Genomic DNA, 13,527 nt, shown 5'->3' on the forward strand with positions numbered 1-13,527 from the left:
AGGTTGCAATACAGAAGGTTTCAAACGACGTGTTGTAAATTTCTTTTTATTAGGTTTGCTACCGTAGTTGTATCAACGTAATGGCTGACGCTTTAATCGTCTGGTGTTGCGGTGGTGATTTCGGTTCAATAAACAACGTTGAGTAATATGCATCCGCAATGGTAATCAAGTAAATCACAAAAAGTAATTGTTTCATTCAATGGTTCAAAAATTCATTTCTCCCTTTTTTCAGTTCTTTCAATTTGAATGGTCTAGTTATAGTACGAATTGTATGTAAAAAAAGTTTCAAATTAAAAATGACCAACACACAGATGACCCAATAAGCCACCTCGGTATAGAACGACTTCTCCTTAGATTTAAATAACCTCGAACACTCTCTAGCAATCATCATTTACGACTCTTCGAATTTCGCCGATCCTACTGAAATTACATGAAAGAACAGAATTAAGGTTATCGTTGTGACAAATTCGCCTTGTTTCACAGAAAAGGTTCTTTTTTTTTCGATTTATGTTATGATATGATAATGATATAAAAAAGTTCGGTTGAGGTGAAATTAATGCAATATATCGTAACATTCATATGGTCATTCCTACTAGTTTCAATGTTAAACTACGTAGTAAGCTCTGTACTTGGTGTAGATTTTGATTTCCAAACTGCTGTTGTCACATCGGTTGTATTTACAATTCTTGTTTTCATTATCGGTGCAGTTATTCCAAACGAGTCAACTCCAGAAGCTGCAGACAATCATTAATTCAACTAGAAAAAACCTGTTTCGCTCAATGCGGAACAGGTTTTTTTGTTATTTTTCCACGACACATTGACCGTCATGCATTCTAATGTGCAATGTCTCTCCTGGTAATACTTCACCTCGAAGTAATTCTTTCGCAACCGCAGTTTCAATATAACGTTGCACGAAGCGTTTTAGTGGTCTTGCGCCAAACTGAGCATCTGCGCCTTGTTCTACAACCCAATCAATTACATTTTGTTCTACTTGTAAAGTAATGTCTTGCTCTGCAACTCGTTTGATAAGCTGTTCGACATATTTCCAAGCGATCGCAGTAAAGTGTTCATCTGATAATGCATGGAACATAATAATATCATCCATACGGTTTAACAGCTCTGGTTTAAAGTGTTGACGCAGTGCAGCCATCACTAAATCCTCAACTGCAACATCATCTTCTTTCGCTTCCATTAAATAGCTTGAGCCAATGTTAGAAGTTAAAATAACCACTGTGTTCGTAAAGTTGACCATACGACCTTGGCTATCCGTAATACGTCCATCATCCAAAATTTGCAGTAAAATATTCGCAACATCAGGGTGGGCTTTTTCAATTTCATCTAATAATACAACTGAATATGGATTTCGGCGAACAGCTTCTGTTAATTGTCCACCTTCCTCATAGCCAATATAGCCAGGAGGTGCCCCTACAAGACGTGATACGCTATGTTTCTCCATATATTCACTCATATCAATGCGAATAAAATGATCCTCAGAATCAAACAATTGTGCCGCAAGTGCCTTTGCGAGCTCTGTTTTACCAACCCCTGTTGGCCCTAGGAATAAAAAGCTACCAATTGGACGATTAGGGTCTTTGATACCAGCTCGAGCACGCCATACTGCTTCTGTGACAAGCTGTACAGCATTATCTTGTCCGACTACACGCTCATGCAATGTATCTTTTAAGCGCAGTAATTTTTCACGTTCACCTTCTACTAATTTCGTCACAGGTATGCCTGTCCAGCGTGAAACGATAGATGCGATTTCATCAGCTGTAACCTCTTCACGTAAAATACGTGATTCCGTACCATCCTCTAATTGTTTTTCCATCTCTTGAATTTCCTTTTCAAGTGTAGGAATTTTCCCATGACGTAGTTCAGCCGCTTTATTTAAATCATATTTACTCTCTGCTTCATCTAAGTCACGACGATATTTATCAAGCTTTTCACGTTTTTTCTGAATGCCGTGTAACGCTTCTTTTTCTGTTTCCCATTGTTTACGCATGCCCTCTGAGGATTCTTTCAGCTTTGTTAATTCCTCACTGAGTTGCTCTAGACGTTTTTTACTTGCCTCGTCCTTTTCTTTACGTAACGCTTGCTCCTCAATTTCGAGCTGCATAATACGGCGCGTTACTGCATCCAATTCCTGTGGCATGGAATCAATTTCTGTTCGAATCATCGCACATGCTTCATCGATTAAATCGATGGCCTTATCTGGCAGGAAACGCTCTGTAATATAACGATTTGAAAGCTCTGCTGCCGCTACAATCGCACGGTCATGAATACGTACTGCATGATGTAACTCAAAGCGCTCTTTCAAACCTCGTAAAATGGAAACTGTATCTTCAATAGATGGCTCACGTACAAGCACTTGTTGGAAACGACGCTCTAAAGCAGGATCTTTTTCAATATACATACGGTATTCATCTAATGTTGTAGCCCCGATACAATGTAGCTCACCTCGTGCAAGCATGGGCTTAAGCATATTCCCAGCGTCCATTGCACCATCCGTTTTGCCTGCACCAACAATTGTATGAATTTCATCGATAAATAAAATAATGCGCCCATCTGATTCTTTTACTTCTTTTAAAACACCTTTTAAGCGCTCTTCAAATTGGCCACGATAACTAGCACCTGCTATTAAAGCACTCATATCCAACTCATAAAGTACACAGTCCTTTAACCCCTCAGGCACATCTCCCTTTACTATACGTTGGGCTAATCCTTCTACAATAGCTGTTTTACCAACCCCTGGCTCACCTATTAAGACAGGGTTATTTTTCGTTTTGCGTGTTAAAATACGAATGACATTACGAATTTCTTCATCACGTCCAATTACCGGATCCATTTTACCGTTTTTTACTTCATCTATTAAATTACGTCCAAATTGTTCTAATGGTTTTTTGTCATCTGTTTGTTGAAATTGCATATTTAGCACTCCTTTTCAATAATGTTAAGCGGAATCCCGTTTGCCATTCTGTTTCAAGAAAAAATGTTTGACCTTTTTTGACTAACTTTATTTTACAACATACGACAAACCTTAGCAAAGAATTAGCCCTAAAATTTCTCCCCTTAAAACTGGAAAATTGCGTTATAATAGAACTATGTTTCTTAGTTTTATTATCGAAAATTGTTCACCATTCTTTTGTAATAATTAGACATTTTTACAAAAAGAAAGCGATGTGTTGGAGATATGGTTATAATGGACAATATGCAAGAGAAATTTCACAATTTTTTTCAAACGCACGGTGTTTTTATTAAAGTAAATAAGGATAGTAAAATTTTTTTAGAGGGCGAACGTGCAAAAGAAATTTATTATATAAAAACAGGAGCTGTCTCAATTAGTCAGGAAACGGAGAATGGGAAGGAGCTAACCATTCGTATTTGTGGTCCAGATAGTATTATTGGTGAAGGCTCATTATTTTGTAACCTTACGTATAATTCCATGACCGCCAAAGTATTAGAACCTTCCAGTCTATTTGTTCTAAGCCGTGAATCATTGGAACTTTTACTTATGGAACAACCTGATTTAATGGTGGAATATATGAAGTGGTTGCAAACAGAAAATTTAAAGCATCAAAGTCGTTTACGCGATTTAGTTTTAAATGGTAAAAAGGGTGCTTTATTTTCAACGCTCATCCGTCTGTCGAATACTTATGGTAAGCCTTTAGAAAATGACACTATTTATATAGACTTACCGTTAACAAATACAGAAATCGCTAATTTATGTGCGACGAGTAGAGAGATGATAAATCGCATGCTCAATGACTTAAAGAAGCACAATATCATATCGTTCGAAAAAGGTTATATTACCATTCACGATTTACAATTTTTAAAAGATGAAATCGCCTGTGAGAATTGTCCGTTACAAATATGTCGTATCGATTAATACGCTACACGCAAAATCCCCGCTTATGAGTTATAAGCGGGGATTTCATGTTATAGTCAAGCTTTATGCAAAGATACCATTAAAGTAGGGCTGTCTGGCAAAGCGAGGGGTTGATTTCCGTTCCGACTGGGCGCTTTCCTGGGGGCGTCCGATGAGCCGCTTCACTCGCTTTGCTCGCTCCAGGGTCTCATCTGTGACGCTGATCCCCAAGGAGTCGCCCAGTCTCCACTCCAATCAACAATTTCACTAAGTGCGGGCCTTTTAGAACGGCTATAATTTATAGTGAAAAAACAAAATTTCAGCAATATGTGTTTTGTGCGAAAGCGTAGGAAGCGGCATGATGCTCCAAAATGTCGATCGCTGATAAAATTTCGAGAAATGCCGATAGAATTATGAAGCGCTAAAGCTCACAATAATCACAAAATTTCCCTTTACTATTTTGTATTTCAAAACAATAAAATCCCCGCTTACCATTTGTAAGCGGGGATTTTTTTATCGTGCTTTAAGTGGACTTAGCGTACACCTAATGCCATTTTTGCATAGCGTGACATTTTATCTTTTGACCAAGGTGGATTCCATACAATATTGACATTTGTACTTTTTACCTCTGGAAGCTCACCTAAAGCTGTATTCACTTGATCAACAATTACAGGTCCAAGCGGGCAGCCCATAGAAGTTAACGTCATTGTAACTGTTGCTGCACCCTCTTCATCTAAATCTACATCATATACTAAACCTAAGTTGACGATATCAATACCAAGCTCAGGGTCAATTACATTTTCTAATGCACCGAACATGCTGTCTTTCATATCTTGATCCATTTGTATTTCTCCTTCCGTCACAGTGTTAACTTAATCATAGCAGATGCATCTTATTATGCCAAATGCTGTGCAAGCCATTCAGTTGCTGCTAACATACCGTCTCGTGACACAGCATGACCTGCTTTTTTATTAGTTAAAAATTTTAAGTTTTCTGGATTTGTTTCATAGTATTTACGTAAAGTTAAATAAAAATTATACGTTTCATTGAAAGGAACAGTTTTATCTAATTCCCCATGCCAAAATAGTACAGGTCGTCCCGCAAATTTTTCTGGTGTTAGGCTGACATCATATTTAGCTAGAAGCTCATTCGTTTGTTGTACTTCTTCTTCAGTCATTGGCAAATTCACACCACTTTTAGCGAATTGCTGTAATTGATACTCCGCTAATTTAAGAAACCCTGGTGCACCCATGCATACTGCTGCTGTATTAATCCAGTCATAACGCTTTAAACAGCCTGATGTTACAATTCCACCCATCGATGTACCAGCGACGCCAATTTTATCATTCACTAATAATTTTTTATTCTTTAATTCATTATATAATTGTTCAACTTCATGAATAGAATTTAAAACAATATCCCAAAAATGTAAGCTCATTTTCATCTCAGATAGGCCTTCACTACGGTCGCCATGTAATTTTGCATCTGGTAATAGGACACGCACCCCTCTGCCTACTAATTGATATGCATAATGTAAGTTATGTTCTTTTGCACTCATAAAGCCATGTAAGAAAATCACTACCGGGGTTTCTTCATTCATATTTTCAGTATGTATATGTAATAAAGGAATATTTCCCCACACTTCTTGTTCAACAATCATCTTTGTCACTCCCAACTTTTGTCTCGTCTTTATGTTAGCAAACTTTTCTCCATGTGACAAAATTTTGACGAATGGTTTACAAAGCGATACTATTCAAATTATAGGAAAGGGGCAATGAGCTATGAAACCGCATTTAATCGTTTTAGACTTAGATGGTACGTTATTAACAGACCAACAAAAAATTTCAGCCAATACTAAAAAAACATTATTGCAGGCAAAGGAACAAGGTCATCAAGTTATGATTGCTACAGGCCGTCCTTATCGTGCGAGTGATATATACTATCACGAGCTTGGCCTTACTACGCCCATCGTGAATTTTAATGGCGCTTATGTCCACCACCCAAAAAATGCTGCTTGGCAGACTAAGCATACTCCTATTGATTTAGGCGTAGTGCATGATGTCGTCGATTCCATCAATAGCTATGAATATGAAAATATTATTGCGGAGGTTAAGGACGATATTTATGTGCATACAGAGGATGAACGGATATTAAATATTTTTAATATGGGGAATCCAAAAATTACTCTTGGGGATCTCTATACCCATTTACTTGATAACCCAACTAGTTTACTAATCCAAGCTAACGAAGTAAATTCAATGATTATTCGTGATCATTTACAGGCTGTTCATGCAGAGGTCATTGAACATCGTCGTTGGGGTGCGCCACTTCACATTATTGAGATTGTTCGCCGTGGCTTAAATAAAGCAGTAGGAATCGCTCATGTAGCAAAAGATTTAGGAATCCCACGCGAGCGAATTATTGCATTCGGTGATGAAGATAACGATTTAGAAATGATTGATTATGCCGGCATTGGTGTTGCAATGGGCAATGGCATTCCTGCGTTAAAAAATATAGCCAATGAAATTACGACAACCAATAATGACGATGGAATCGCTAAAATACTCATTGATCGTTTGAAATTATCCTAGTTAAGTAGTGATATCCCACTTTTTATATGCCTCGGCATAATTGCGTCCGAAATCGGCTTTGTGTAGGCCTTTCCGATTCCGTGACATCCGCCGGAGGCTTTAACTTCTTTCAGCCACCTGCGCGAAAGAAGTTAAAAATACATCACTATTCCTGGATTGCAATTATACTGGAACTCGATATGATATTATATCTATATAACATTTATGTAGAAATATAGAGTGGAAAGTGAAAACTCGACACTTGTTCACCTATTAAGTAGTATAGGTATTTGAAAACTTCTCATATAGAGTTAAAAGAATGTTAAATTAGGGGGACAAATGATGAAAATTTTTACTGATAGTGGATGTGATTTACCAAAGTCTTACTATGAAGAAAACAATATTGAACTTCTTCCACTACGAGTCCAATTGAACAATAATGAATATGATGATGTCATCTCGATTGATTCCAAAGAAATTTACGATGCTATTCGCCAAGGTGCTCGTCCAAAAACTTCCCAAGTATCACCGGAGCTTTTTCTCAAGCATTTTGAAAATCTAGCAAAAAATGATGAAGAAGGAATCTATATTGCCTTTTCTTCGGAATTATCAGGCACCTATAATACTGCGGTCATGATCCGCAATCAAGTACAGGAGCAATATCCATCCCTTAAATTAGCTATCATCGATTCAAAATGTGCTTCGCTAGGTTTTGGTCTAGTAGTTGTAGAAGCCGTTCGACTTCGAAATGAAGGTGCTTCATTAGAGGAAATCGAAGCAAAAATTACAGCACTTACCCCACAAATGGAGCACTTATTTACGGTAGAGGATTTAGATTACCTCGCTAAAGGTGGGCGTGTATCAAAGGCAAGCGCATTTCTCGGAGGGCTCCTAAGTATTAAACCTATTTTAAATGTAGAGGATGGTAAGCTTGTGCCGATTGAAAAATCTCGCGGACGCAAGAAAGCTATCGCTCGTATGTTAGATCTAATGCAGGAGCGCGGTGATAATTTTTCTGATAAAATTGTTGGTATTAGCCATAGTGATGATGCGAACTTTGCCAACGAAGTAAAGGCTTCTATCCAAGAAAAATTTTCTCCAAGAGCCATTCAAGTAACAATGATCGGTTCAGCTATTGGCTCACACGTAGGGCCAGGCACAATTGCCATCTTCTTTACGAATAAAAGCTATCAAGCTTAGCAAAAACCCCCTCCGCACTGAAAAGTGTTGAGGGGGTTTAGCATTGTATCCTGTATGAACTGCCCGTAAAATCAATGAGGGATGAAAAGTCCCCTCTATTTTAGAGCATCTTGCTCATTACGTCGTACTTTACCTCGTCTAATAATAGCAACTACAAATCCTATGAATATTACCCATACTAATCCTAGCGCTACCATATAAGGTACATTTAAACCTTCGTCATTTCTAACTTGATAAATCTCTACCATTTCACGATCTAAAATAACCGGATAGACATCTTTTTCATTAATACGAACTTTTTCTTCATGCAAAATCCCATTAAGCATTTTGCCTTCACCAAGTTGAGCAGGTGTTAAATCCACGCGTTGTGTTTTACTAGTGTTGTTAACCATGATGACCCATTTCTCTTTATCGGATGTACGTGTAAATACAAGTAGGCCATTTTCATTTGTAATCAATTCAAAATCACCATTACGTAATGTAGCAGATTTATTACGTAAAGATTGAACATTTTTAATATAGTCGATTAATTCAGTATCTGTTTTAAAGTTGTATATTTGATCCGTATCTGGTTTTGTTTCCCCGTTCATCGCAATTTCTGTACCATATTGCACAACTGGAATTCCTGGCATCATAAATAAAGCACCCATCGCCATTTTTAAACGCGTTGGTGGGAACATATTTTCAGATGCAGAATCAAATGTAAAACGACGCGTTTCCAGCGAATCAACCATTATCTGTGTTGGTTTCTCACCTGTAAAAGGTTCCATCAATTTAGAAGAATCCATATCAACATTTTTAAATATATTACGGTAAATATCTGCCGTAGCAGGTGAAATGCTTGCATCGAAGTTTGCATCACTTTCTTCATTAGAAATCACATAGAGCGACTTTTTCGTATCTTTTAATGCTTTAATCACTGCATTAACAAATTCTGTATCTGCACCAGCAATATTTGTTAAACGCACCCCACCAACATCATATGTAGAGACAAAGTCTGTTGCTGATTTAATAAGTGCTTCTTGTACATCTTTGTTTGTTAAGTCCCACTGTACTTGTCCATTATCTGTTGAAGCAATCCAATCCTTTTTCGCTGGATCTTTTGCCCACTCATGATTCGGACTTACATTGCTTAGCGGGAAATCAACCATGATCGATAGATTTTTATCTTTATAGGCCTCGATGACACTTTGAAACTCCTCAGATGTCCCAAAATGACGCTCAATTGTAGAGTAGCTCGTCGGCATCGATCCATCATATTTCTCAGTGGCAAAAATCGGGCCAATGGAAACGATTGTAAAGCCCATCTCTCCTATAAATTTTAGTTTATCCTGTAAGCCTGCAAAATCGCCTCCTGCAAACTTAGTAGGGTCTTGCGTATTTGTATCAAAATCGTTAGTGCCCGAACCATTAAAGAAACGGTCAACGAGTAAATCATAGATGCTTTCTTCTGCAATCGTTCTTGTCGACGCTTCATCTGCATGTGCAACTGGTGTAGCACTCACTAATGAAGCTGCTAATAAAAGCGATGCAGCTGTCGCACTTATCCACTTCTTGAATTTCACTTTTATTCCCTCTCTTTCAAACCAACCCATCGTCATTTTACCAAATAAAATAGTCACGTCGCTATCATTTCAAAATATTTTCCGAAAATGCAAAATTAATTACGGCAAAAAGGTGTCAACTTCTCCTGTAAATATATTCATCTGCTTGGTCAGAAGACCCGAGCAGTTTTTTGGGGGACCAGAGCATTTCTTCGCCTTACCCGATCAGTTTTCTGGACTACCTGATCAGTTTTCTGGGCTACCTGATCACTTCTTCCACTTACCTGATCAGTTTTCTGGACTACACGATCACTTCTTCCACTTACCTGATCAGTTTTCTAGGCTACCCGATCACTTCTTCCACTTACCCGATCAGTTTTCCAGGCTACCTGATCACTTCTTCACCTTACCTGATCAGTTTTCCAGGCTACCCGATCACTTCTTCCACTTACCCGATCAGTTTTCCAGGCTACCTGATCACTTCTTCACCCTTACCTGATCAGTTTTCCAGGCTACCTGATCACTTCTTCGCCTTACCTGATCAGTTTTCCAGGCTACCCGATCACTTCTTCGCCTTACCTGATCAGTTTTCCAGGCTACCTGATCACTTCTTCGCCTTACCTGATCACTTCTCTGGGCTACCCGATCACTTCTTCGCCTTACCTGATCACTTCTCTGGGCTACCCGATCACTTCTTTGGCTTACCTGATCAGTTTTCCAGGCTACCCGATCACTTCTTCGCCTTACCTGATCAGTTTTCCAGGCTACACGATCACTTCTTCCACTTACCTGATCAGTTTTCTGGACTACCCGATCACTTCTTCCACTTACCTGATCAGTTTTCTAGACTACCTGATCACTTCTTCCACTTACCTGATCAGTTTTCTGGACTACCCGATCACTTCTTCCACTTACCTGATCAGTTTTCTGGGCTACCTGATCACTTCTTCCACTTACCTGATCAGTTTTCTGGACTACCTGATCACTTCTTCGCCTTACCTGATCAGTTTTCCAGGCTACCCGATCACTTTTTCCACTTACCTGATCAGTTTTCTGGGCTACCCGATCACTTCTTCGCCTTACCTGATCACTTCTTTGGCTTACCTGATCAGTTTTCTGAACTACCCGATCACTTCTTCAACTTACCTGATCAGTTTTCTGAACTACCCGATCACTTCTTCAACTTACCTGATCAGTTTTCTGAACTACCTAAGCGATTCATCTTCCCCCAAAATAAAAAGCCGTGAAGCGAATACTTCACGACTTTTACAAAATTATGCCAAGAAATTTATTCCCATTGGCAGTTTGAAGCCTAAAAATAATGTAATGAATAAGAATACTGCAAATAAAATCCACACCAAGCCAGTTGGTTTATTTTTCTTTTGACGAACTAATACCATTTCCATCATACCAATGACTAAAATACCGCCTAAGAATTTCATACCGTATAGCATTGGATCACCAGATTGGTATTTAAAGAATAGTGCCCCACCAGTGATGATAATTAAAATGTAAAATAAACGTAATGTCATATGTAAGCCTTTTGACTGCTTGCCCATTAATGCAGCAATTAAAAAGATTACGATTGCAATTACCCAAGTAGTAATATGCGCATCCGTTCGGCTAGTTAAGAAATCCATTATTGTCCCACCTCATATTCTTTTTCTATCAAACTCTATCCTACCATGTGATGGAAAGGGTTTCAAACATTACAATAGTGCTCACGTAATATATATCAATTATGGCTCGACATAATTGCCGCTGTCGCTTTGCTTTCGCGCAGAAAACATTTGCCGCTGTCGCTTTGCTTTCGCGCAGAAAACATTTGCCGCTGTCGCTACAGAAAAAAATTACTGAAAGAAGTTAAAAATCCGCGGAGGTAAACTCACGCGGATTTGAAAAATTATTCAAAATGATTCACTAACGTGCCGATGCCTTGAATGGACACTTTCACTGTATCCCCAGCTTTTAAGAATTGTGGCGGATTCATGCCTTTGCCAACACCTGCTGGGGTACCCGTTAAAATAACATCGCCTGGCTCTAATGTTACATGCTGAGATAAAATCGATACTAATGATTCTACAGTGAACATCATATCTTTTGTTGAGCCGTTTTGACGTACTTCATCGTTCACTTTTGTTACCACTGTTAATTCTTGTGGATTCGGAATTTCATCTTTTGTTACAAGGTAAGGTCCAAGTGGACAAGATCCTTCCAAACTTTTTCCTAAGAAGAATTGCTTATGTTTTTCTTGTAAATCACGAGCTGTTAGATCGTTGGCAATCGTATAGCCAAATACATAATCGTATGCTAAGTTTTTCGGAATATTTTTACCACGCTTACCAATGACAACCGCTAATTCGCCTTCATAATCCATTTTAGATGAAAGATCAGCATGGATAGATATCGTTTGGCCATCAGCAGCAATAGCAGTCGGAGATTTTGTAAATACCATTAAATCTGTTGGAGCTGCCCCTGCGCCCATTTCTTTAGCATGTTCATCATAGTTTTTCCCAATACACATAATGTTTTTTGGTGTACGTGGAATCGGTGATAACCACTCGATCGCTGTAAATTCATGTTTGAAGCTATCAGCGCGATCTGATTTTTCAGCTGCTTCTACTAATTTACGAATCTGTTCAACAAAATCAAAGCCTAGAGCAATGCCATCTACAATTGAACTTGAAAAAGAAGGGAGAACTTGAAGTTCATTTTGAATAGCGAGTACATCCCATACCGCTTCTTCTTTTTTTACTTTTGGTCCAAAGCTTACATGTCCACCTAATTTAAATGATAAAATTTTCATGATTTTCAGAGCTCCTTCTTTTTTCTACATGATACAACAATATTATAGGAATTGCCTTACTTTTGCGATAACTATTTTTATTCCTATTAAACGATTGGATCTTCATCATAACTTTGGGTTGATTTCCGTTCCGACTGGGCGCTTTCCCGTGGGCGTCCAGTCGGAACGGAAATCAACTTATCTATGTAACATCCAAAATCACTTTTTTAATGAGAAAAATCGCAATAAATTATTCTTATTATACAAGACGCATTCATTCACTTTATGTTGCCATCACATTAAAAATGAAGGCTGTTTTCCGTCGCAGATTGCTCGCTTTTTGCAAGAGATTCAAGCACCTTCACACCATTAGCCTGCTTTAGTTTTCGCCTTATAAGTTAATTTACGCCATAAAGCCTCTAACGGACCTTGTTGCCATTTTGCTAGCCAGATTTCTGCCACAATCATTTGTACAATAATAATACTGACTGCAATTAACACACCTGTTGCGACGTTCACTTTTCCATACCAACCAAATCCAAATTGATAAAATAAACATGTTCCAATAATCGATTGAAGTATGTACATCGTTAACGACATGCGCCCCATTTTTGCAAAAGGACTAAGCAATTTTGGTACAACCGGAAGTAAACAAAGTAAAACAACGAGCCCAATGTATCCTACTGCTAAAATTGGACCACCTATGTAAACTTTCAAGTAGTCTAATAAATACGTACGTGTAAGCATGATCGGTAAGCTCTTAATAAAAATACCAATTACTAAACCAGCTATCGCTAACGCCAACCAAAGCCATTTTAGCTCATTCGCTCGTTCCACTAAACGCCATTTTGAGGCTGCAGCACCAATTAACATAAATGGTAAAATTGTAAATAACGCCACAAACCACATGCCAACCCCCGTCTGCTCAGATAAATCAGTTAAACGTTGCATAAATGCATCCATCCAACTGCCCGTTCCATAAGCAGTTATCGCCTTCTCAACCGAAATAATATCTAAATACTCATCAATCTTCATATTAAAATTAATATATCCTACAACAAATAACATAAAAGCTTGCAAAACACCGTTAATCATAATACCGATTGACAATAACCAAATAGGTTGAAGACGTAGTAAGAGCAATAAAAAAACGCCGCAAAATGCATACATCATTAAAATGTCGCCCCACCAAATGAGCACAGCATGTATCAAACCAAATACAAATAATACAGAAAGTCTTCGAAGTCCTATCGTATAAAAATTTTGTTCACGACTTTGTGCTTTTTGCCATTGCATCGCAAGTCCATAGCCAAATAACATGGCAAACAGTGGATAAAAGCTACTTTGTACATAAATATCTAAATTTTGATGCCACACCATATCTGATGGCGTTGTAAACCATGATGCCAAATCAATATATGGCATTGGCAAATAAAAGGCAAACATATTAACGAGTAAAATGCCTAGTAAGCTTATACCACGTAAAATATCTAATGTTGCGATACGTTCCTGCAACATTGTCGGTTTTAACTCCACAAAATAGCCTCCTCTATGTATATGGCG

General features: G+C 38.2%; 12 protein-coding genes. 5 read left to right on the top strand and 7 right to left on the bottom strand.

What is annotated here, in order from left to right:
• Positions 1-556: 556 nt before the first annotated feature.
• Entirely contained in the window at positions 557-751 is a 195-nt protein-coding gene (locus ACFVT8_RS12575; protein ID WP_132363953.1) for a YjzD family protein, read from the top strand.
• Between the two features lie 48 nt (positions 752-799).
• Here the strand turns inward: ACFVT8_RS12575 and ACFVT8_RS12580 are convergent, their stop codons facing one another.
• Positions 800-2,926 (bottom strand): ATP-dependent Clp protease ATP-binding subunit, encoded by a 2,127-nt coding sequence (locus ACFVT8_RS12580; RefSeq protein WP_387079485.1) that lies wholly within the window; start codon positions 2,924-2,926, stop codon positions 800-802.
• Between the two features lie 273 nt (positions 2,927-3,199).
• Between ACFVT8_RS12580 and ACFVT8_RS12585 the strand changes: the two genes are divergently transcribed.
• Positions 3,200-3,886, top strand: a complete 687-nt coding sequence (locus ACFVT8_RS12585; protein ID WP_387079483.1) for a Crp/Fnr family transcriptional regulator — start codon at positions 3,200-3,202, stop codon at positions 3,884-3,886.
• Between the two features lie 512 nt (positions 3,887-4,398).
• Here the strand turns inward: ACFVT8_RS12585 and ACFVT8_RS12590 are convergent.
• Entirely contained in the window at positions 4,399-4,707 is a 309-nt protein-coding gene (locus tag ACFVT8_RS12590; RefSeq protein ID WP_387079481.1) for a metal-sulfur cluster assembly factor, read from the bottom strand.
• Between the two features lie 53 nt (positions 4,708-4,760).
• On the bottom strand, positions 4,761-5,525 hold the full coding sequence (locus tag ACFVT8_RS12595; protein ID WP_387079479.1) for a prolyl oligopeptidase family serine peptidase: 765 nt from the start codon (positions 5,523-5,525) through the stop codon (positions 4,761-4,763).
• 121 nt (positions 5,526-5,646) lie between these two features.
• Here ACFVT8_RS12595 and ACFVT8_RS12600 point away from each other — a divergent pair, with 121 nt between their 5' ends.
• Positions 5,647-6,456 carry a Cof-type HAD-IIB family hydrolase gene (locus ACFVT8_RS12600; protein WP_387079478.1) on the top strand — a complete coding sequence of 270 codons (810 nt, stop codon included), beginning with the start codon at positions 5,647-5,649 and terminating at the stop codon, positions 6,454-6,456.
• A gap of 321 nt (positions 6,457-6,777) precedes the next feature.
• A complete protein-coding gene (locus ACFVT8_RS12605; RefSeq protein ID WP_387081459.1) occupies positions 6,778-7,635 on the top strand; it encodes a DegV family protein in 858 nt (285 codons plus the stop codon).
• Between the two features lie 95 nt (positions 7,636-7,730).
• Here ACFVT8_RS12605 and ACFVT8_RS12610 read toward each other — a convergent pair whose 3' ends face one another.
• A complete protein-coding gene (locus tag ACFVT8_RS12610) occupies positions 7,731-9,200 on the bottom strand; it encodes an alpha-amylase family glycosyl hydrolase (protein ID WP_387079476.1) in 1,470 nt (489 codons plus the stop codon).
• 170 nt (positions 9,201-9,370) lie between these two features.
• Here ACFVT8_RS12610 and ACFVT8_RS12615 point away from each other — a divergent pair, with 170 nt between their 5' ends.
• Positions 9,371-10,426: a hypothetical protein gene (locus ACFVT8_RS12615; RefSeq protein WP_387079474.1), complete on the top strand. Its 1,056-nt coding sequence runs from the start codon at positions 9,371-9,373 to the stop codon at positions 10,424-10,426.
• Between the two features lie 27 nt (positions 10,427-10,453).
• Here ACFVT8_RS12615 and ACFVT8_RS12620 read toward each other — a convergent pair whose 3' ends face one another.
• The 3 genes from ACFVT8_RS12620 to ACFVT8_RS12630 form a co-directional block, all read right to left on the bottom strand.
• The gene (locus tag ACFVT8_RS12620) at positions 10,454-10,819 is read right to left on the bottom strand and encodes a YisL family protein (RefSeq protein ID WP_387079472.1); all 366 of its coding nucleotides are present in this window, start codon (positions 10,817-10,819) and stop codon (positions 10,454-10,456) included.
• 263 nt (positions 10,820-11,082) lie between these two features.
• Positions 11,083-11,985, bottom strand: coding sequence for a fumarylacetoacetate hydrolase family protein (locus ACFVT8_RS12625; protein ID WP_387079470.1), 903 nt, complete (start codon positions 11,983-11,985; stop codon positions 11,083-11,085).
• A gap of 348 nt (positions 11,986-12,333) precedes the next feature.
• Positions 12,334-13,500, bottom strand: a complete 1,167-nt coding sequence (locus ACFVT8_RS12630; RefSeq protein ID WP_387079468.1) for a DUF418 domain-containing protein — start codon at positions 13,498-13,500, stop codon at positions 12,334-12,336.
• Positions 13,501-13,527: the final 27 nt, after the last annotated feature.

The sequence above is a fragment of the Lysinibacillus sp. NPDC058147 genome (genome assembly GCF_042884205.1).
In the GTDB taxonomy this organism is placed as follows: Bacteria; Bacillota; Bacilli; order Bacillales_A; family Planococcaceae; genus Lysinibacillus.